Consider the following 22,600-nt stretch of genomic DNA (forward strand, 5'->3'; position numbering starts at 1 on the left):
AATGATTATATCCATAGAAGCAATAGATAAAATATTACCGCAAACACAGTGCCAAAAATGTACTTATGATGACTGCTATAGTTATGCTAAGGCTATTACGAATGGCGAAAATCATAATAAGTGTATAACTGGTGGAGAAAAGACTTTAAAAGAATTATCTAAACTTTTAAACAAACCTGAGATACCACTTGATGGCTCACTTGGTCAACACAAACCTCGTGCTGTAGCAAAGATTGATGAGTCTATGTGTATTGGTTGTGAGAAATGTTTACTTGCATGTCCTGTTGATGCTATTGTTGGTTCAAAAAAACTGATGCACACTATAATTGAGTCAGAATGTACTGGTTGCGAACTTTGTATTGAACCATGTCCTATGGATTGTATATCTCTAGTTGATTTAGCTACAGATATGCAACCTGATAATCTTGATGAGAAACAATATACTCACCAAAAGAATCATTTCAAAGATAGATATGAGTACCACAAATATAGAGTAAGTCAAACAAAAGCCAAGCAAAGAGCTGTCTATAAAAATATTGCTACTGCTCAAGAAATAGATAAAAAGGCTTATATTGCAGCTTCATTAGCAAAATATAAAAATAGAAAAAAATCTACACCAAATAATGAATAGACAGAAAAGAATCCAAATTTTTGAAACTTGGAAACAAAATGATCCTAGTCCAACAACTGAGTTAGAATATTCATCAAATTTTGAACTATTAATTGCGGTTATTTTATCAGCTCAAGCTACTGATGTCAGTGTGAATAAGGCAACACAAGTTTTATATAAAATAGCTAATACTCCAGAGCAAATATACTCTCTTGGAGAACAAAAGCTAGCCCAATATATTAAATCTATTGGATTATATAAAACTAAAGCAAAAAACGTAATCACAACATGTAAAGATTTAATCGAAAAATTTGATAGCCAAGTTCCTGATAACTTCGATGATCTAATATCTCTAGCGGGTGTCGGTAGAAAAACTGCAAATGTAGTTCTTAACACAGCATTTAATCAACCAACTATGGCGGTTGATACTCATATTTTTAGACTTGCAAATCGTATACCGTTAGCCAAAGGTAAAAATGTCAATGAAGTTGAAAAAAAACTCTTACGTGTAATTCCTAAAGAGTATCTTCAAGATGCACATCACTGGATAATACTACATGGTAGATATATATGCACAGCTCAAAAACCTAAATGTCGTAATTGTATAATTTTTGAGTACTGTGAATTTAAGGATAAGGAAAAATATTTATGATTCTCTCTCAAGACAGATATGAACTTCGTAAGCTTTTTATAGATAGTTGGGCTAAGTTTTTAGATAAAAAACCACTCACAGCCATTGAAGAACAAATATCTAGAATAATAGAGTTACACCCTGAGTATCATAAACAAATTACTATTGAAAACATTGACAAAGATTATTCGCCTGAAATGGGACAAATAAATCCTTTTTTGCATATTAGCCTTCACTTAGCAATTATTGAACAAGTACAAACTAATCGCCCTATCGGGATAAATACCACATATCATCAACTACTTAGTAAAAACAACAATGATGAGCATAAAGTACACCATCTTATGATAGACTATCTAGCAGAGGAAATATGGCTGTCACAAAAATACAATACTCTACCAGATGAACAGAATTATTTAACTAAATTACAAGAGTTAGTACTTAAATAATGAGAAATATTAAAAAAATATCTCAAGTAAATATTCATTTTAAGCAACCTAAGGGTCTACATATCATTGCCTTTATGACATTTTGCCTGTGCTTATGTATTGGACCTTTCATGACTATTCTAAATAGTTATGGTGATATTGATTTATTCTATAATAGGAATGACTATCTCTTTGTCATTTTTTTTGCTGGAATTTTTGGCTGTATCAGCAACTATCTTTTTGGTTCAACTAAATCAATAGTTCATGGACTACAGCTTATAATTATAGCTATGATTCTCTCATTTATTGATAACATAACATTATTTAGCTGTTCTGTCTTATGGATTGGAATAGCTATAGTAATAGTTAATCTTCTTTTTAACTTAAGTGCTTTTTATCTAAAAACAGATTTACGTAGAATGTATGGGTTTATAGGCGTGTATTCTAGCGCTTTACTTGGTATAGCAATAGGTATTATCACCTATATTACAATATTTAAAAACTTATATAATTTTAAAATATTTTATTTATTCATAGCTATATTTTTACTAGTTTTTTTCTTAAAGAACAGTTACAAACTTAACACATCTCTAACAAACCAAACTGAACGAATTGACATTAGCTTTTATGGAGTATTATTAATATTCTTTATATTCTCTTTTGTTTTATTTTACTTATTACAAAACCTAAATGTATTTAGTAGTATAAATTTGGTCATATTACCAATTTCTTTGATATATCTTCATATCCTTACCATCTCAAATAATAAAGAAAGTGGTACAAACCTCCTAAAATACATATATTTTAGTCTAGGACTTCTAGCAGCGAATAAAATCTTTTATCTTAGTTTTCTTAGATATGAAAATGTAGTAGATCCAAAATATCTTAACTCTCCTTTAAGTACATTCTCATTTTTATTAGCAGGATACTTTATATGCATAATCATATATTTTGGATGGCGATTCAAACTAATAACTTTACGTATAGAATCAATTACGAAGTCTCACATCATAAAGACAATGCTCTACATAGAAACCTTAAGAGTTTTTATTTTAATGATAGCCATTTTCACAAACAATACTCTCTTTTGTAACCTAGCTCTAATTGTGGCAACGATACTAGCTTTGGTTTTAAATATTTTTATTGTACCTATATATTTTTCATTAGGTAAAATACTTGCTGGTGGGAAAAACGAAGTTATCACAACTAGTCTACTGTACCTAATATTTTCTTCTTTAATATTCGTATCCTTCTTATATGATATTTCTATTAGCCTATAAATAATTTTCTTGTAAATTTAGCTTCTCGCCCCATATTTAAGAATATACAAATATGCTATAATCAGATCTGATTGAATTTTATTCATATATAAAACATTTAAAAAAGGAGAAAAAATGAATAACTTTGAAAATAATACTCGTGTAATAGACTCCCTATCACAAGAGTCTGTACTAAGAGCTAATAGAGTTCTTAGAAATACATATTGGTTACTGTCAATGACATTGTTATTTAGTGCTTTGATGGCTTTTGTTGCTATGAGCTCAGGCGCTGCAGTGTTAAATCCTATACTAATGCTTGTAGTTTATATTGGTTTATTGTTTGGTATCAATGCTACTAAAAACTCTCCTATGGGAATAGTTTTAACATTCGCATTAACTGGTTTACTAGGGTACTCATTAGGTCCAATTCTAAACTTATACATTCAGCAATTTTCAAATGGCGCTGAACTTATAATGATGGCTTTTGGTACTACAGGCCTAATCTTCTTAGGTCTATCTGCAGTTGCTATGAGCCCTGCTAGAAACTTTAATAGAGTAGGATCATTCTGTGCTATAGGTGCTATTGTTGCAATAGTTGCTTTAGTACTTAACATCTTCTTACAAATACCTGCTTTAGGATTTGTAATTTCGCTAGTGTTTGCATTTATTTCTGGTGGATTTATCTTATGGCAAACAAATGCTATTGTAAGAGGTGAAGAAACTAACTATATCCTAGCAACTGTTAATATATATGTTTCTCTATTTAATATCTTCGTAACTCTACTACAAATCTTTGGTGCTGTAGCTGGCGATAGAGACTAATTTATATTATTATTTATTCTAATAATTTCTAATCTACTAAATTTTAATGCTCAATAATCAAATATCTGCAAAAGATACTATTGTGTCCAATGCTTATGGTTCTTCTTTTAGCATTCTGTTTAATGAATATCTTAAACAAAATAGAGAATTTAATCTAATATTTGCTGAAGACTCTCAACAAGCGCATAGAGTTTATGATGAATTAAAGTATCTAAATAAAGACTCAAAAATAGAAGTATTCTATTTTCCTAACTTAGAAATACTACCTTATGATAGATTTTCTGCAGCAATAGACATTATCTCAAGAAGACAAGAAATATTGCATAAACTTACACAGAATCCTAAAAATACTCTAGTAATAACAAGTATTTCAAATACATTAAGAAAACTTCCACCTGCCAAGTTTATCAAAGAACATAGTTTCATACTCAAGATTGGTGATACTCTAGATATAACCAAACAAAAAGTATTACTAACCGAAGCTGGATATACCTTAGTAAACAATGTTTTTGAAAAAGGTGAGTTTAGTATCCGTGGTAGTATTATTGATATTTTCCCAGTTGGATCAAAAGTAGCTTTTAGAATTGATCTTTTTGATGATGAAGTTGATACAATCAAAGAGTTAGATACAGAAACTCAACGCTCCGGCAAAGAAATAAAATCTATAAACATCATGCCTTCACATGAGTTGATTTATAATTCACAAAATACTTCTTTTGCATTAGAAAAACTCAAAATACAATGTGGCGAACAATCGCAAAATTCAACTATTGCAACGTATATAAAAAATAATGAATACTTTAGTGGTATAGAATTCTATTTACCATTATTTTATCCTGAACTTGTTAGTCTATTTGACTACTTACCAAAGTCTGCAAATATCCACCTTATTGACAATATTAGCAACTCAATTGAAGCATTCTCAGAAGAGGTTAAATATAGATATAACGAGTTAAAACATGATATTGATAGACCTGTTTTACCATATCAAGAACTTTTTTATTCACAAAAAGAAGTCAAAGATCTGTATGAAAAACATCAACATATCAAATGGTTCCAACAACCAAAATCCAAGTCTAAAACTCTAAATATAGATCATCTAGAAAAAATCTCAGCAAACTATAAATTAGCTAATCCTTTTAGGGATTTACAAAAATTAATAGATAGCTCTAATTTTGATAAAGTTATATTTTCAACTGATTCGAATGGACGTGGTGAGATACTTTTAGAACATTTGAATAAGTTACAGTTAAATATAAGAATTGCAAAAAGTTTTGACGATGCTCTTAAAACCAAAGATAAATTTTGCTTAATTATCTCACCTTTTCAAGAAGGTGTAATAATCGACAAGAAAATTATACTGATTACTGAATCTGACCTATTTCCCGAGCATATTCAAAATTCTTCTAAAATATCAGAACATGATCATCACCCTACTGTTGACCTTAAAGATCTGACAGATCTAAAACCCGGAATGCATGTAGTCCATATTGATCATGGTATTGGCAGATACGAAGGCTTAGAAAGTATTGAATTAAATGGTAAAAAAGATGAGTTTATACTTCTAAGATATGCAAATGATGCAAAAATTTATGTGCCAATCACTTCATTAAATCTAATTTCTATTTATAACTCTTCTGTTACTGAAAAAATAGCATTAAATAAACTTGGTTCAGATAAATGGAAAAAGCAAAAAGAAAAGACTATCAAAAAGATTATCGATGTTGCTGCAAATCTCTTAGAAATATATGCAAAAAGAGAAATGCGACAAGGATTCAGCAATTCTTTAGATGAAGAAGAATATCTACGATTCTGTGCAGATTTTCCATATGAAGAAACGCCTGATCAACTCTTAGCGATAAATGATGTCTTTAAAGATATGATATCTGCTAAGCCAATGGACAGACTTATTTGTGGCGATGTTGGCTTTGGTAAAACTGAAATTGCAATGCGGGCAGCATTTCTAGCAACTCAAAATCAAAAACAAGTAGCTATTCTAGTACCTACAACTATTTTAGCTCAACAACACTATAATAGTTTTAAAGACAGGTTTGCTAATACTGCTGTAAATATCGAGGTTATTACTCGTTCAAAAACAGCAAAAGCTCAACAAGAGCTTTTTGATAATCTCAAAAAAGGTACCGTTGATATAGTGATTGGTACACACAAACTTATATCCTCAAAGATTGACTTTAATAATTTAGGCTTATTAATTATTGATGAAGAACATCGTTTCGGTGTTGCACAAAAGGAGAAACTAAAAGCTCTAAAGGCTGAAATAGATATATTAACTATGTCAGCCACACCTATTCCTCGTAGTTTAAGTATGGCATTCTCAGCACTTCGCGACTTGTCAATTATTGCATCACCTCCTGCTAAACGTTTATCTGTAAAAACATTTGTTAAGGAGTATGATAATAATATAATTCGTGAAGCTGTAAGTCGTGAAACCATTCGTGGTGGACAAATTTTCTATCTTTATAATAAAGTCGATACTATCCAAAAGAAAAAAGAAATTCTCGAAGAACTATTCCCACGTTTAAGAATAGCTATAGCACATGGTCAGATGAGTGAAAAAGAAATCCAAAAAGTTATGTTTGACTTTAAGCATAACAAATATCATATACTACTTTGTACCACAATTATTGAGACTGGTATTGATATACCAAATGCAAATACCTTAATTATTGAAAATGCTAACAATCTAGGTCTAGCCCAGCTACATCAGTTAAGAGGTAGAGTTGGTCGTTCACACCATCAAGCTTACGCATATATGTTAGTTCCTAGTGAAGGTAGTATTACGAAAGATGCTATAAAAAGGTTAGAGGCTATTGGTAGCACTGATTCACTTGGAGGTGGCTTTACACTCGCAAATCATGACCTAGAAATTCGTGGGGCTGGAGAGATTCTTGGACAAGAACAAAGTGGTAATATTGATGGTATAGGTCTAAATCTATATATGGATCTCTTAGATAAAACGATTGCTAATCTTAAAGCTGGGAAGGAGCTAAATATTGAAGATGTCATTAACTCAACTGTTTGTGAAGTTGAGCTTAATATCCCAACGCTAATTCCTGATAACTATATTAGTGATGTAAATACTAGATTAAATATTTATAAGCGAATTTCAAAAGCCGATCATAAAGAATTAGTAAATATAAAAATTGAACTTATTGATCGTTTTGGCAGGCTACCTGTTGAAGTATTATATCTTTTAAAAGTTGCTCACATAAAAATTGATGCTATAAATTTAGGTATTGGACAAATAAAAATGTTTGCTACATCTGGTAAGATTAATTTTGCCAATACTACTAAATTTGAGCCTCAAAAGCTGATAAAGCTAATTCAAGCTCAACCCGCTGATTTTAGAATCACGAAAGAACAAGATCTACTCATCACAAAAAGCACTAAAACCGCTGAACAAAGAATAGAGTTTATAGAGAAATTCCTAAAAAATATCTCACATTAATTAAATAATATATTTATTAATAACTATTAGAAACAGTTTTATGATTTAATAACTTATTAGGACAAAGAGATCTAACTGTTTTATCAGCTTGGCAAACTGCTATTTAACTTAGCTCTTCAAGCTCTTTGCGATAACAGTAAGCATGACTAGTTTTATGAATAGTCCTTTGTGCTTCATTACCATTTTTCACTTCATTATATAAATCAGAGAATACACCTCTAGGCGTAGCTTTAGCAATGTTGAATAGAAATTCGCCAACAACCCAATCATTTTCGATTACTTTATCCCATGACTTAGAATTCTCTCTTTGTCCAATTATTAGATTAGAATCATTATCTCTTAAATTAAGAGGCTAAACTAGACCCACAATCAATTGCTATAGTCTTATTCTTTAAAATTTCTAATGCCTTTTCAAAATTAAATTCTTACTGAGTTATATTTGTTTTTCCAACACTGCAAAACTTCATCTATGCGATTTGTTATTTTCTCATAAATTTTAATATTAAGCTGCTTTCCTCTGACTAACTGTTTTTATATTTTGAGGAATTTCACTTACTACAGCTCCTTGCATAGGCAAACAGTTTGTTATATTAATATCTATTACCTCGATCACATTTGCTAGCTTTTTAACAATTTTTTCTATTTTATCTTGAGTACCATGAACCACAAGATTAAAGTGAGAAATTCCTTTGTTTGCAGTCTCAAATACAGTCAATTGCTCAATATTAACACGGTTACGTGAAAGAACAGAAGAAATTCTTTGTAGCACGCAAAGGGTATTTTCAGTATTCATTGTTATAAAATATATATTTTCATTCATAGCGCTACTCCTCTATTCCTAATTTAGTATTACTAATTGATTCTCCAGCAGGTACCATTGGGAAAACATTTTCTTGATTTTCCACCATTACCTCAAGTAAGTATGAACTATCTGAGTTAAGAAATCTAGCTATAGCATCTTTAAGATCTTTTCTTTCTTTAACTCTTTCGGCTTCAATACCATATGCTTCAGCAACCTTAACAAAATCAGGAGAAGATATGTTTGTATAAGAGTATCTACTTTCAAAGAACAATTCTTGCCATTGGCGAACCATTCCTAAAAACGAGTTATTCAATATTAATATCTTAACATTAATCCCTTCTTGATTTAGTACTGCTAACTCCTGGATATTCATTTGGAACCCGCCATCACCAATTACAGCAACAACTGTTCTATTATCTTTAACACCCATCTTAGCACCGATAGCAGCGGGTAATGCAAATCCCATTGTACCTAAGCCACCAGAACTAATATGAGAATTAGTTTCTAAAAACTGGTAATATCTAGCAGCAATCATTTGATGCTGCCCAACATCAGATACTACAATAGCTCGTCCATTAGTTTCTTTTGAAAGTAAACTAATCACCTCAGCCATTTTAATTTCGCCTTCAACAGGCATAGTTTCATCATTGATGATAGCTTTGACTTCTTTATCATGCTCAGATGCAAACTCCTGATGCCACTCACTGTGAGAGTTATTAGCGATATATGGTAACAAACAATTTAGTGCTTCTTTTGCATCAGCATTAATACCAATATCTGCTTTAACATTTTTGTTAATTTCAGAAGGATCAATTTCTATATGAATAATCTTTGCATTTGGCAAATAATGATTCAAATCACCAGTTACTCTATCATCAAATCTCATACCGACTGCTATTACCACATCTGCTTCGTTACAAAGAACATTTGCTGCATAATTACCATGCATACCTAACATACCCTTGTAAAGTTGATGATTGTAAGGAAAAGCTGATAAGCCCAACAGTGTACTTACAACTGGTATATTTCCTTTCTCAGCAACTTTTAGAACAGCTTCCTCAGCTCCAGATAGCATTACACCATGACCTGTAATCAAAATAGGTTTCTTAGCATTATTAATATATTCAGAAGCTTTTAAAATATCATCCATATTTATAGTTGGCTTATGCAACCATTTGCCATGTTTGTTACCAACTGCTTCTTTATACTCCATCATACCGACTTGAGCATCTTTTGTAATATCAATTAGTACAGCACCTGGTCTACCATTTGACGCTATTTCAAAAGCCTTTTTAAATACTTCTGGTATCTCATTAGGATCTGTTATCTGATAATTCCACTTTGTAGCCGCGACAGACATTCCTATAATATCTGCTTCTTGGAAAGCATCAGTACCTAGCAATGGACTAAAAACCTGACCAGTGATACAAACAATAGGAACCGAGTCAATCTGCGCATCAGCAATTCCTGTAATAAGATTTGTTGCTCCAGGTCCTGAAGTTGCTATTGCAACACCAACTTTTTCAGTAGCTCTAGCATAACCTACTGCTGCATGTACTGCACCTTGCTCATGTCTAACCAAAACATGGTGAACTTTGTCCCTTGACTCATGCAAAGCATCGTATGTAGGCATAATAGCACCGCCAGGATACCCAAATATACAATCAACCCCTTGAGCTTCCAATGATTTCACGATGGCTTGAGAGCCTGTTATTTTCATACTTTAGCACTCTCCTTTTTTCAATATTATTCAACAATTAACTACACTTAGCAATGTTACTAAATCACTAAATGTTAAATCATTATAGACATGGACTTGAAATTTTTAAATAGAAAAAGTATATTTAGTAGTTTTTTTTACAAATTTTTAATCTAAATCTGTAACGCATCCTGTTGAAGCTGATGAAACTGTTTTTATATATTTCTTAAGCGTTCCTCTATTTGCCTTTTGCTTAGGCGCTTGCCACTTTGATTTTCTTTGAGCAATCTCTTGATCTGATAAGTCAACATTTATAACGTTATTAATTGCATCAATCGTAATTTTATCGCCATTTTCTAATAATGCTAACATACCACCCTCATACGCCTCTGGAGCAATATGTCCAACAATGAAGCCATGCGAACCACCAGAAAAACGTCCATCTGTGATTAAAGCGACATCTTGACCTAGCCCAGCACCCATTATGAGTGATGTTGGTTTAAGCATCTCAGGCATACCAGGACCTCCTTTAGGACCTTCATAACGTATAACTATTACATCACCTTTTTTAATACTTCCCTCTTCAACTGCAGCAACCATCCCTTCTTCTGAATCAAAAACATTTGCTACACCGGTGAAGATTTCTCCTTCTTTACCCGTTATTTTAGCCACAGATCCTTCCGGAGCAACATTACCTTTTAAAATTTGTAGATGACCAGTTTTTTTAATAGGATTGTCTAACTTGTGAATAATTGCATTATCCTCAGGCAGATCTGCTACACTCTCAAGATTCTCCGCTAAAGTCTTACCAGTTACCGTTAAACAATCACCATGTAACATACCTGCTTTTAGTAACATTTTCATTACAGCTGGTGTACCACCTATAGCATGCAAATCAGCCATCACATATTTACCACTAGGCTTAAAGTCTGCTAGAACAGGTGTTTTATTAGCTATTTCTTGGAAATCATCAATATTTAAATCAACATCTACTGAACTTGCCATAGCCAATAAATGAAGTACCGCATTTGTTGAACCACCCATAACTGTAATAAGAACCATTGCATTTTCAAAAGCTTTACGGGTCATAATATCTCTTGGCTTAATATCTAGCTCTAAAAGATTTCTGATAGTTTCACCAGCTTTATCGCACTCTTGTACTTTCTCAACAGAAGTTGCTGGAGTTGATGAGCTAAATGGTAAACTCATTCCTAAAGCTTCTATAGCACACGCCATAGTATTTGCAGTATACATACCACCGCATGCTCCAGCTCCTGGGCATGCTTTTTTGATAGTTTCTTGACGCTCTTGTTCTGTGATTTGTCCAGATATACAAGCACCATAACTCTGAAATGCTGTAACAATATCAATTGGCTTACCACGCATAACCCCAGCTTGGATAGTACCTCCGTAGATCACGAATCCTGGTCTATTAAGTCTACCTAAAGCCATCATACATCCTGGCATATTCTTATCACAACCAGGTATAGATACTAGCCCATCATACCAGTGCGCAGACATTACAGTTTCAATTGAATCTGCAATAAGGTCTCTAGACTGCAGAGAATAACTCATACCATCTGTGCCCATAGAAATACCGTCACTAACACCTATAGTATTAAACCTCATGCCTTTGAGGTTCTCTTTTTCAACACTATTTTTGACAAATTGAGCAAGTTGGTTTAAATGCATATTACAAGTATTACCTTCATACCATACACTAGCAATACCAATTTGAGGCTTATGCATATCGTTATCACTCATCCCCGTGCCGTATAACATAGCCTGAGAAGCACCTTGCGATTTATCTTCTGTCAATCTTTTACTATATTTATTCAACTCTTTTTTCATTAATTTCACCTCAAATATTTTCTATGCATATGCAATATTATAAGCATCAATAAAAGCCTCTACTGAAGCTTGGATTATATCTGGAGAAACAGCTTTACCAATACTTTTAATACCTTCTTTTTCCAAGCTCATTTCTACATAAACAACAGCATCAGCACCCTGACCACGTATTTTAACCTTATAGTCAGTCAGCTTATAGCTAATATCACTAGGACAGGCTTTACATAAAGCATTTAAAACAGCATCTACAGGTCCAACACCAGAACTTGATGCAAAATATAACTGGTCTGCAACCTTAACAGTAACTTCAGCCACAGATTTTTGATCAAGCTCCACATTTACCTTAAATGACTGTACATCTAAGATATCTTTACTGATAGCATCTGCCATCTCAGTAGCATCTTGTATAATATCTTGTATATCAGAGACATTAATTGACTTACCCTTTACTAAGAATCTCTCAATCAGTTCTCTAACCTTAGCCAAGAAATTCTTATCATAATTTGCACCAAACAATTCGCCTAGAGTTTTTTTAACTTCCTCAAGAGTTGGAACTTGATCAAATATTACTTCATTTTGCTCTATGAATAACATCGTTTTATTATCAAAGAAATGGCTATTATAAAGCCTGTCAAAATCTATCTCTGTCGGATATATAATTGGTGGTTGAATAGCAGATTTTAGCACTACCGCAGGGTCTTTCAAACCTTCTCCAGATAACACGCATACTACCGTACTTCCCTTTTGAAGCTTACCTTCCTCATATTTTTTGAGTAAGTGAGCAATAGTTGACGCTGATGCTAATTCTACAAATAACCCTTCTTTAGTTGACAGCAAGTATTGTGCTTCCAACATCTTCATATCTGTTACAGCAGTAGATTCCCCGCCAGTGCTATATATTGCATCTATAGCTTTATCACCATCGATAGGATATGGTACAGCTATTGCCGTTGCAATTGTATTAGCTGTTTTTAGTGGTTCAATCCTATTTTGATTTTTCTGATATGCTCTAGCTAGTGTATCAGCCTCTGTTGATTGAACACCTGTAAGCTTAGGAACAGATTTAATAAACCCTAACTCTTTATATTCACTAAATCCTTTATAGTATGCAGTCATATTAGTACCGCAACCTATAGGAACTATAACCTCATCTGGAACTTGGAACAGTAACTGATCTATAAGCTCAAATGCTGCTGTCTTCTGACCCTCTACCCTAAACGCGTAATCCCCAGCTAGGAAAAAATCTTTAGATTTTGCGATATCATAAGCTAATTTTGCTGCTTCATTATAGCTACCTTTAACTTGAACTATTTTCCCACCATAAGACATTACCTGAGCTAACTTAGAAGCTGCAACTCCTTCTGGCACAATAATAAAACATGGCATCTTCGCAGCCGCTGCATAACAAGCACATGAAGCCGCCATATTACCTGTAGATGCTAGTACTATTCCCTTAGCACCAAGCTCTTTTGCAACTGTAATATCAACTGCCGATCCTCTATCTTTGAATGACCCTGTAGGGTTTTTACCTTCGACTTTAAAATACAGATTAATTCCCAGCTCTTTACCAATAATTTTACTCTTAAGCAGTGGAGTTGCCGACTCTCTTAAAGATACAAAACTTGATGGATCCTTTATCGGCATAAATGGTATATATTTGGATAGACACGGTGATGCTTGAGTAAAATAATCTTTATTGATTTTCTTACTAATTTCATTAATATTCATCTGGATTTCCCAGGGCTCATTTTCCCCTGCAAACACAAAACTATCTGTAGAAACTTCTTCTTTGGTGTAAAAGTTTAATATTTTATACATTCTTTAGAATTACCTCATATTTTATAAAAGACTTTAGATCTACTTTATACTAAAGTATTTTAACTTAGAATTGAATATTCTATACAGGCTATTTTAATTAAGTAACAATTGATAATCTATATAACAAAAGTATTTCTAGTATTATTGATACCAAGTGTCGAGTCTTTCTTTTAACTTATCTAAACCCATTTTACTTAATGAAGAAAATAACTGGTATGAAATTTTATCTGTACGGATAAAAGTTTTTAAAAAACTCTCTATCATTCTATTTGCTTGGGCTCTTTCTTTATTATTTAGCTTATCTGCCTTTGTCAAAAGAATATGTAAGTTCAAGTCAAAAGATATTGCCATCTCAATCATCAAAGAGTCAAACTCTTTTAAATCATGACGAGAATCTACCAAAAGTACGATACCACCAAGACATTTACGTGAAGTCAAATAGCTCTCCATTTCACTTTGCCACTGTCTCTTTATAGCTTCAGAAACCTTTGCATAACCATAACCAGGTAAATCAACTAAACGTTTATTATCTCCCAAATCAAATAAGTTAATTAACTGAGTTCTACCAGGGGTCTTACTTACTCTAGCAAGACCTTTTTGGTCTGTAAGAGTATTAAGAGCACTAGACTTACCTGCGTTCGAGCGCCCAGCAAAAGCTACCTCTATACCATTATCTTCTGGAAGTTGAGAAACTTTTGCAGCACCCATTATGTATTTTGCTTTAGTGTAATTCATAATTTATACTCTAACTTTATTTTTTCAAAAAGTCCGTGACAGGCAGTATCTATCATGAGGAATACCTTTTCAAAATTACTTTGATAATATGGATCTGGCACATCAGTCAACTCAATTGTTGGAGCATACTGCAACATCCTTGATACCTTTGAAAAATCAGCATTTGGAAACATTTCTTTCATTGTATCAATATTTTCTTGATCCATCGCAACTATATAATCATATTCTGTAAAATCAGTTTCCTCTAATTGCTGAGAAACTTGATCTAAAAGATTACAATCATATTTCTTAGCCGTTTCTATAGAGCGTAAATCAGCTCCATGGCCTTCATGTCCCCACATACGTGAACTAGTGCCACAAGATGCAACATGAATATGATTCTCTAAGGCATTTTGTTTGACAATATCTCTAAAAATACCATGAGCAGTTGGTGATCTACAAATGTTACCTTTACATACAAAAAGCACTTTTACTTTAGTCATTTTTATTTTGCTTCCTTCATATCTTCTGCAAGCTTACTATCTGGTTCTAACTTAAAACCTTGGAAAAACTTACTATCTGGTTTTAGCATAAATACAACTTCATTTTTACCATTAAAGCTTTCTTTATAAGAGTTCATACTCTTTAAGAATTCATAAAGTGGTACGGACTTAGAATAAGCCTCTGTAAATATCTTAGCTGCTTTAGCATCAGCTTCAGCTCTTATGATCTTAGATTCTCTCTCAGCCTCCGCCATTGTTACAGTAACTTTAGCATCTGCTGCTGCATTAATCTTTTCAGCCAATTGTTTACCTTCAGCTCTAATAGAAGCTGCAACTTTCTGACGTGAAGATCTCATTCTTTGGTAAATAGAGTCCGTAACAGTATCTGGTAGATCAATTTGCTTAACTCTTACATCTATAACATCAACACCGATTTGTTTAGCTTGCTTTTGGACACTATTTGTCAGAGCAATCATTAACTTATCACGATTATTATTGATTAGGCTTTGAATATCATTGTTACCAACTTCTGCTCTCAAAGAAGACTCTAAAAACTGTTTCAATAAAGTTTCTGCTCTTTCTACACTTCCACTTGTACTCGTATAGAATTTTGAGATATTACTATTACTAACTTTCCACACAACATAAGCATTAATTAGAACATCTTTCTGCTCTTTTGTAACAACACGAGCTGAGTCTGCTTCTAATACTCTATTACGCATATCATAAGTTTTGACTGTATCAATAAATGGAATCTTAACATGCAAGCCAGGCTCATACTCAATTGCTTTACCATCTTTATCTTTAACTAACTCTCCTAGTCTTAAAATAACTGCCTCTGATCCTTCTTTAACAATAAATTTAGTACTCAAAACCACCACAGAAGCAACCACTACAAGTACTAAGAATATTTTTAGAAACTTACTCATCTTAGTTACCTCCTTGAGTATTTGGTAATAATGCTTGCTTTTGAGCATTATCTAAACCATAGAAAATATTTTTTGCACCATCACCATCTATTAAGAATATCTTATTGTGCTGAAGTACATTTGAAATAGTATTAAAATACATTTGATTCATAACTATATCAGGAGATTTTTTGTATATTGGTAATAATTGTTCAAACTGGGCAACTTCACCTTGAGCTTCTAAAACAATTTTTTGTTTATAAGCGTTAGCCTGATCAACAATTCTTTGAGCTTTACCTTGTGCAACTGGCACTACTCTGTTAGCATAAGCTTCGGCTTCATTTTGCTCCCTTTCACGATCTTCACGAGCCTTGATCACATCATCAAATGCACTTTTAACAGCATCAGGTGCTTGAGCTGGTTGCATAATCACTTCACTAATATATATACCTGTATTATAAGACTTTAGTAGTGCTTCCATCTCTTTACGGACTTGTTGCGTAATCACAGCCCTATTGGTAGTTAATATCTGCTCTAGCTTATTTTCACCAACAACCTGTCTAACAGCACTTTCTAAAGCTTGTTGCAATAGTCGTGTTGTGTTTACATTAGCAAATAAATATTTCTCTAAATCTGCAATACGATATTGAACTGTAAAAGAAATATGAACAATATTCTCTTCAGATGTAAGCATATCACGCTTTAACGACGTAGTTTTAAGCTCTTGAACATTCTCTTTGTACACCTTATCAATACCAATAGGATGCCAGTGTAGACCAGGTTCTACCATTTTTGAGAATTTGCCTAATCTAAGAACAGCAGCCTGCTCAGCTGGTTGTACCACATAAAAACCAAAACCTATCCATGCAACTATCAATACTGCCACAACTATAGATGCAATCTTAACTACAGGAGGTTTATCAAACATAGGTTTATTCTTGTTAGCATTTTTTGAATAAATACTCTCATTCTCATCATCGTTCTTCTTTGACTTTTTGCCAAAGAATTTTTTGATTATTTCCTCTAAGTCTGGTGGCCCTTGCTCCGAGTTTTTGCTCCAGAACCATTTTTCTTTAAGCTTTTTTATCATAAATAGTTATTCCTATAATTCCTAATCCAAAACAGTATTGAATAATTTTTATCCTACCTATTATATATAAATTTTCCTATATTTTTTGCACTATCTACAAATAAATATCAAATGCACAGTAAAGCTGTATTGAATAACTATCAATATAACTCTAAAATCTATAATAGAGATACATTTCTTAGGAATATGAAAATGAAAAGAATTGCAATAAATGGTACTGGCATAGCAGGTACAACTTTAGCATGGTGGTTGAGAGAGTATGGATTCCAACCTACTCTTTTTGAAAAAGCTTCGGAATTTAGAACTGGTGGTTACCTAGTCGATTTTTGGGGTCCTGCCTGTGAAGTAGTGAGAAAGATGGGATTATTTGAGCAGCTTAAAGAGAAATCTTATCAAATTAAGAATATTCACTGTTTTGATCAAAATGGTAGAAGATCTTCAAAAGTTAATATCTCATCTCTTATCACTAATAACTATGATGACTTTCTAAGTGTCAAACGCGGAGATATTGCAGAAACTATTTATAAAGCCTGCGAAGGTATAGATATTAGGTTTGGTACATCTATCGAGAAAATAGAAGAAAAAGATAAAACTATAACTACTCATCTTAGCGATGGAACTAAAGAGGACTTTGATTTGGTTATAGGAACTGATGGCTTACACTCTCATATACGTAACATCGCTTTTGACAAGTCAGAATATCAAGAATATGAGTTGGATAAATATGTAGCAGCTCTTTCTCTGAAAAAATACGATCATTATGAGAAATATACTTATGCTCTAAGCGTAGGTGAGAAGCAACAAGTAGCAAGAGTATGTCTAGACCAAGATGAAACTTTGATTATGTTTACATTAGATGCTGAACTTGTGAAACAATTCCCAGCAACTTTAGAGCAAAAAAAAGAACTACTACAAAAATCTTTTCATAACTTTGGCTGGGAGACTCCCGATATACTTAACAAGTTAAATGATGTGGAGGAAATCTATTTTGATAAAGTCAGTCAAATACGCATGGATACTTGGCATAAAGGAAGAGTTGCTCTTGTTGGAGACTCTGCTGCTTGCCCATCTATATTAATGGGGCTTGGAAGTATATTTGCAATCGTTGAGGCTTATGTATTAGCTGGTGAACTTCATAAAGCAAATGGTGACTATAATATTGCTTTTGATCAATGGCAACATAGATTAAAAGATATTATAGCTAGAAAACAAAAAGTTGGGCTTACCAACCTATCTGTAGCAGCATCTGATGAAATAGTTAAAAAATACTTATCGACTATTACAGTTAAAATATCATCAACTCCAGTTATCTCTAAATTCATAGGTGCTGGAATATTTAAAGATCCAATTGAGGTTCCTGAGTACAAATAAGATTAAAACTTATTTAGCGAAGAACTCTTCTAAATCTAAATCAAACTCTCTTTTAAACCTTTCAAAATCATCTTCTGAAATTTTTATTTTAAGCAAATAGTTACCTTCTTCAGAAACATCTTCACCATCAATAGCTCCAAGCTCATACATCATAGCTCTAACTTTTGAATATTTAGGAGGTAATTCTAAAGTTTCATTAATCCATGATTTATTAAAAAATGTAGCCAACGCATGATAAAACTCTTCAATACCATCTCCAGTCTGAGCAGACAGATACACTCTGCCAACCACACTTGAATCTGAATCATCCATTGGAACAAATCCAGCATAAGCATTCTCAATTTTATCGATTTTATTATAAACACAGATCATCTCTTTATCTGCGATACCTATTTCCTTTAGAACTTTTTCTACTTGCTCGATATAACTTTTATAATCCTCATCTGCATAATCTATCACATGAACTAGAAGGTCTGACTCTATAGCTTCTTCTAAAGTTGCATGGAATGCTTCTACTAAATCATGAGGTAAGTTCTTAATGAATCCTACTGTATCAGAGAAGATAACTTCACCTAGTTTTGGTACAATTACTTTACGTAAAGTAGGATCAAGTGTAGCAAATAGTTGGTCTTTAGCTAAAACATCTGCATTTGTTATTTTGTTAAATAGTGTTGATTTACCAGCATTGGTATAACCAACAAATGATATTGTTGGAATATTATTTTTCTTTCGGGAAGATCTACTTAAATCACGATGATGTTTTACTTTTTCCAGCTTTTGAGTAATTTGTTTAATTCTTTGTCTAATTAGACGTCTATCAATCTCAAGCTGGGTTTCTCCTGGCCCACCACGTACACCAATACCACCTTTTTGTCTCTCTAAGTGAGTCCAACCTTTGACTAAGCGTGTTGACTGATAATTTAATTGAGCTAACTCAACTTGAAGCTTACCCTCATGAGTTTTTGCTCGAAGTGAGAATATTTCAAGAATTAGTCTCGTTCTGTCCATAATCTTACACTCAAGAAACTTCTCAATATTTCTCTCTTGAGATGGGCTTAATGGATGATTAAAGACAACAAGATCAGCTTCTAACTCATCACGTTTATTTTTGATCATCTCCATTTTACCCATACCACAAAAATACTTGATATCAGGTTCAGGATGATTGAAATCTAAACTCTCCAACACAACTTTATCAGCTGCTAAAACCAAACCTTCCAGTTCAGCTAAATCAGCATTTAGTTCGCGGCGATATTTAAAATTTATATTTACAAGTAAGCATTTACTACCTGCTTCATAAGACTCGAAAAATTCCATTAATTTATGTTACTCCAGAATGGAATTAAAGAAAAAAGAATATAAAGTTTGATTACTCAGCAACATTGCCTTGATTTTCTTGAGCTTCAAGATCATCAGAATGAATATCATCTACATTCTCATCTTGTTCATCATTTGAATTTTGATGATATGGGTTAAAAGAGCTATAAACCATTCTTACACTCTTAGCCGGTACTATAGTAGAAATAGCATGCTTATAAACCATTTGATTAACAGTATTTCTAAGTACGATACAGAACTGATCAAAAGCTTCTACTTGACCTTGTAGTTTGATTCCATTTACTAGATATACAGATACGCTAACTTTTTCTTTTCTTAGAGCGTTTAAGAACGGGTCTTGTAAAGATGATATTCTTGACATTGTTTCACTTCCTTTTAATTATTTTGTTATAGTTATTATTTTATCAAGTTTAACAATTAAACTTCGCGATATATTCTAACAATATTTAAAGTTATCAGCAAATCTTATTTATGACCAAAATATCCCCAGACTTGTTGTTCTTTATTTTGACTCTCCATCTCAATTAATTTAATCTCATCCTGCCAGTTACGAATCCATGTAAGTTGACGCTTAGCAAGTTGCCGAGTAGCTACAATTCCCTTTTTAACAAACTCCTCATAGCTAATGTCTCCATCTAAATATTCCCATGCCTGACGATATCCAACACTTCGAATAGCTGTAGTTTCTTTAGTAAGCTTAGGATTTTTGCGTAAACTTTGAACTTCATCGAGAAATCCTTGATCAAGCATCTGTTTAAATCTTAATTCAATATTATTATGTAGAATTGACCTATCATTAGGTACCAAAGCACATAGTTTTAACTGCTCTTCTAATCCACCAATTTTAGATGTCTTAACAAGTTCTGAATATTTCTTCCCACTTATAATAATAACTTCAAGGGCTCTAAATATCCTCTGCTGATCATTAGGATTAATCTTTTGAGCAGATTCTTGATCCATTTTATTTAACTGTTGATGTAAGTATTTTAAACCTTTTGCTTTTCTTTCTAACTCAAGAGCCTGCCTCACTTCAGGTTGTGACTCAGGCAAAGATGATAAACCTTCTATCAAACCTTTGAAATAAAGCATCGTTCCACCTACGAGTAAGACCTCTTTCCCTCTACTCCAAACCTCTTTTTTAATCTTATTAACATTCGTTATAAAGTCAGCAACTGAAAAGCTTTCTGTTGGCTCAATCATATCTATTAAATGATGTTTAATACCTCCTTGCTCATCCAAAGTTGGCTTAGCTGTACCAATATTCATACATTTATAGACCAGTGATGAATCAACACTAATTATTTCAGCATTAATTTTATTTGCAATAGATATTGATAAAGAGGTTTTACCAGATGCTGTTGGTCCCGCAAGACCATAGATTAGCTTATTCATTTAGATATTTTTGTAATTAACTTTAACAGGAACTTCTTGCTTAACTACTTGTAAATAGAAGTTTAACTCTTCTTCTTTGACTGTATTTAATACTTGCCTAGGTAATTTAGTATCTTTATTACCTAAAGGTTCAACTTTAATAACTTTATATATGTATATATCACCATTATCCGCTTGATAACTATGATACTGATTATTAGTATTAAACATCACATAATCATTAAACTCTTTACTAAATGACTTCGAGTTACTATCAATAGTTGCTTGCTTGAAGCTAACACTTACTTTTTTATCACTAACCAAGTCATCAAGTAGCTTTTGAGACTTTTCTAAAGACAATCTTTGAGATTTCTCTGCAATTACGGCTTTAGACACTTCACTCTTAACGTCTGCTAGTTTTTGTTGGGTTGATGGCTGAGAGTTATTTACCTCATATACTAAAAGCTCATTATCAGCAACCGGAATACTTGAGTACTTCTCTGTACTTACAAAGAATTGACTATTAGCTACCGTAGATATTGTAGATTCATCATTATTCACAATATTCGCCACCTTAGGGTTACCTAAATTCTTTTCAAGCTCAGTGAAACTAATACTATCAATATTCTGCGAGTAAGTATTAAATTTCTCCAAGGCTCTTCTATTTTGAATTATTTTCGCAATAGTAGTTTTAGCATCTTTGTTATAGCCTTTAAAAAATTCCTTATGAGTATCATAATATGATTTTATATCGCTTTCACTAATATCACTCTTAGATATAAAGCTATCTTTTGTGATTATAAAATAGTTAATTTTCTTTTTAGCTGGATTTATATACTCATTTTTATGAGCATTATAGTAAGCTTCCAAATCTTGTTGAGTAGGCTTAATTTGGGATTTGAAATCTGATAGAGATATCTTCAAATACTCTATTTTTTTATTAACTAGATAAATATTATCTAAAAGCTTCTTCTCATAATCAGTTGTTATTGTTGTATCCGCTATAGCCTTTGGAATCATTGTTGCCTGAATATTTTGAGTTAAGATTTGCTCTAATTTACTCATACCTCCAATATACTCTACAACTTGCTTCAACTTATCGGCTGAGAATTTACCCTCTTTGTCAAAAAACATGGGATTTGTAAATATCGCAGATTGTAATGCTAACTTAGATACCGCAATATTATGGCGCTGCGCATCTGCAAGTACTAAGTATTGATTTATCATCTGATCTAAAACTGCTCTCTTTTGTGCCTCAGTTGTAGCATTTTGAGCATACTGCTGAAACTGTTGCAGACCTATCTCATTATCACCTACTTTAGCCACATAAGATCTACTTGAGCCAATATTCGTGAAAAAAAATGTCATACCAGATATGACAAATATAAAACTTATAGAAATAATTATAATCCATGTAAATGGACCTTTGAGCCTATCATTGAAAGACTGTAACATTTTATCAACCTTAAATAATTACTGCTTTATTAAACTATAGATATTATAGATAAAAAAAAAGCATACTGTTAAGTATGCTTTTCAAAAAATCACTATTTTTGTAATTTTTCTTTATTTTACAGCGTCTTTAAGACCTTTACCTGCTTTGAAGCTTGGAACTTTAGAAGCTGCTATCTTGATTGTTTCACCAGTTTTAGGATTTCTACCTTCTCTAGCACTTCTTTCTTTTACTTGAAAAGTTCCAAAGCCTACTAGAGTAACGCTATCACCATTCTTTAAAGCTTTAGTTACAGCAGCAATAGTTGCATCCAGAGTATTACTAGCAACTTCTTTAGTAACATCTGCTTCTTTAGCAATAGCACTTACTAATTCACTCTTATTCATGTCTTAAACTCCTTTATTTATACATAATCGACAAGTGTCATTTAATTTTATAACACTAAAAATGTAGTGTTTCAATA

General features: G+C 32.6%; 20 protein-coding genes and 1 pseudogene. 7 read left to right on the top strand and 14 right to left on the bottom strand.

The features are described 5' to 3' along the window. Nucleotide 1 precedes the first annotated feature (1 nt). From F3D57_RS03415 to mfd, 6 genes are all read left to right on the top strand, one after another. Complete coding sequence (locus F3D57_RS03415) at nt 2–631, top strand: RnfABCDGE type electron transport complex subunit B (protein ID WP_150465200.1); 630 nt, start codon at nt 2–4, stop codon at nt 629–631. Beyond that, nucleotides 624–1,262, top strand: coding sequence for an endonuclease III (gene nth, locus F3D57_RS03420; protein WP_150465201.1), 639 nt, complete (start codon nt 624–626; stop codon nt 1,260–1,262). The genes F3D57_RS03415 and nth overlap by 8 nt, the downstream gene beginning before the upstream one ends. Then, nucleotides 1,259–1,690 (top strand): DUF1841 family protein, encoded by a 432-nt coding sequence (locus F3D57_RS03425; RefSeq protein WP_150465202.1) that lies wholly within the window; start codon nt 1,259–1,261, stop codon nt 1,688–1,690. Before nth ends, F3D57_RS03425 begins: the two co-directional genes overlap by 4 nt. Next, the gene (locus tag F3D57_RS03430) at nt 1,690–2,949 is read left to right on the top strand and encodes a hypothetical protein (RefSeq protein ID WP_146421217.1); all 1,260 of its coding nucleotides are present in this window, start codon (nt 1,690–1,692) and stop codon (nt 2,947–2,949) included. The genes F3D57_RS03425 and F3D57_RS03430 overlap by 1 nt, the downstream gene beginning before the upstream one ends. Before the next feature lie 114 nt (nt 2,950–3,063). Further along, nucleotides 3,064–3,750, top strand: coding sequence for a Bax inhibitor-1/YccA family protein (locus F3D57_RS03435; protein WP_150465203.1), 687 nt, complete (start codon nt 3,064–3,066; stop codon nt 3,748–3,750). Between the two features lie 46 nt (nt 3,751–3,796). Next, complete coding sequence (mfd, locus tag F3D57_RS03440) at nt 3,797–7,219, top strand: transcription-repair coupling factor (protein WP_150465204.1); 3,423 nt, start codon at nt 3,797–3,799, stop codon at nt 7,217–7,219. A 103-nt stretch (nt 7,220–7,322) separates the two neighbouring features. Here mfd and F3D57_RS10500 read toward each other — a convergent pair. The 9 genes and pseudogenes from F3D57_RS10500 to hflK all read right to left on the bottom strand — a co-directional run. Beyond that, a pseudogene (locus tag F3D57_RS10500) lies at nt 7,323–7,439 on the bottom strand (ketol-acid reductoisomerase); the annotation flags it as partial. A gap of 282 nt (nt 7,440–7,721) precedes the next feature. Beyond that, nucleotides 7,722–8,039 carry an acetolactate synthase small subunit gene (locus tag F3D57_RS03445; protein WP_150465205.1) on the bottom strand — a complete coding sequence of 106 codons (318 nt, stop codon included), beginning with the start codon at nt 8,037–8,039 and terminating at the stop codon, nt 7,722–7,724. 4 nt (nt 8,040–8,043) lie between these two features. Then, nucleotides 8,044–9,741: a biosynthetic-type acetolactate synthase large subunit gene (gene ilvB / locus F3D57_RS03450; protein ID WP_150465206.1), complete on the bottom strand. Its 1,698-nt coding sequence runs from the start codon at nt 9,739–9,741 to the stop codon at nt 8,044–8,046. 147 nt (nt 9,742–9,888) lie between these two features. Next, nucleotides 9,889–11,571: a dihydroxy-acid dehydratase gene (ilvD, locus tag F3D57_RS03455; protein ID WP_150465207.1), complete on the bottom strand. Its 1,683-nt coding sequence runs from the start codon at nt 11,569–11,571 to the stop codon at nt 9,889–9,891. A gap of 21 nt (nt 11,572–11,592) precedes the next feature. Further along, entirely contained in the window at nt 11,593–13,389 is a 1,797-nt protein-coding gene (gene thrC, locus F3D57_RS10480) for a threonine synthase (RefSeq protein WP_150465208.1), read from the bottom strand. A 141-nt stretch (nt 13,390–13,530) separates the two neighbouring features. Further along, complete coding sequence (yihA, locus tag F3D57_RS03465; protein ID WP_146421212.1) at nt 13,531–14,124, bottom strand: ribosome biogenesis GTP-binding protein YihA/YsxC; 594 nt, start codon at nt 14,122–14,124, stop codon at nt 13,531–13,533. Then, nucleotides 14,121–14,606, bottom strand: coding sequence for a low molecular weight protein-tyrosine-phosphatase (locus F3D57_RS03470; RefSeq protein WP_150465209.1), 486 nt, complete (start codon nt 14,604–14,606; stop codon nt 14,121–14,123). The genes yihA and F3D57_RS03470 overlap by 4 nt, the downstream gene beginning before the upstream one ends. A gap of 2 nt (nt 14,607–14,608) precedes the next feature. Next, nucleotides 14,609–15,535, bottom strand: a complete 927-nt coding sequence (gene hflC, locus F3D57_RS03475) for a protease modulator HflC (RefSeq protein ID WP_149368106.1) — start codon at nt 15,533–15,535, stop codon at nt 14,609–14,611. Nucleotide 15,536: 1 nt separating this feature from the next. Then, nucleotides 15,537–16,604, bottom strand: coding sequence for an FtsH protease activity modulator HflK (hflK, locus tag F3D57_RS03480; RefSeq protein ID WP_150465210.1), 1,068 nt, complete (start codon nt 16,602–16,604; stop codon nt 15,537–15,539). Nucleotides 16,605–16,796: 192 nt separating this feature from the next. Here hflK and F3D57_RS03485 point away from each other — a divergent pair, with 192 nt between their 5' ends. Next, a complete protein-coding gene (locus F3D57_RS03485; protein ID WP_191092343.1) occupies nt 16,797–17,975 on the top strand; it encodes an FAD-binding domain in 1,179 nt (392 codons plus the stop codon). A gap of 9 nt (nt 17,976–17,984) precedes the next feature. On the opposite strand, the gene hflX is transcribed toward F3D57_RS03485, so the two are convergent. From hflX to F3D57_RS03510, 5 genes are all read right to left on the bottom strand, one after another. Then, nucleotides 17,985–19,292 (bottom strand): GTPase HflX, encoded by a 1,308-nt coding sequence (gene hflX / locus F3D57_RS03490; RefSeq protein ID WP_150465212.1) that lies wholly within the window; start codon nt 19,290–19,292, stop codon nt 17,985–17,987. Between the two features lie 52 nt (nt 19,293–19,344). After that, the gene (gene hfq / locus F3D57_RS03495) at nt 19,345–19,674 is read right to left on the bottom strand and encodes an RNA chaperone Hfq (protein ID WP_013923338.1); all 330 of its coding nucleotides are present in this window, start codon (nt 19,672–19,674) and stop codon (nt 19,345–19,347) included. Nucleotides 19,675–19,778: 104 nt separating this feature from the next. Continuing rightward, nucleotides 19,779–20,705 carry a tRNA (adenosine(37)-N6)-dimethylallyltransferase MiaA gene (gene miaA / locus F3D57_RS03500; protein ID WP_150465213.1) on the bottom strand — a complete coding sequence of 309 codons (927 nt, stop codon included), beginning with the start codon at nt 20,703–20,705 and terminating at the stop codon, nt 19,779–19,781. Next, nucleotides 20,706–22,139 carry a SurA N-terminal domain-containing protein gene (locus F3D57_RS03505; RefSeq protein ID WP_150465214.1) on the bottom strand — a complete coding sequence of 478 codons (1,434 nt, stop codon included), beginning with the start codon at nt 22,137–22,139 and terminating at the stop codon, nt 20,706–20,708. Nucleotides 22,140–22,250: 111 nt separating this feature from the next. Next, nucleotides 22,251–22,523 (bottom strand): HU family DNA-binding protein, encoded by a 273-nt coding sequence (locus F3D57_RS03510; RefSeq protein ID WP_004287553.1) that lies wholly within the window; start codon nt 22,521–22,523, stop codon nt 22,251–22,253. Nucleotides 22,524–22,600 lie beyond the last annotated feature (77 nt).

Origin of the sequence: Francisella sp. SYW-2 (assembly GCF_008711475.1) — a bacterium.
Classification (GTDB): Bacteria; Pseudomonadota; Gammaproteobacteria; order Francisellales; family Francisellaceae; genus Francisella; species Francisella salimarina.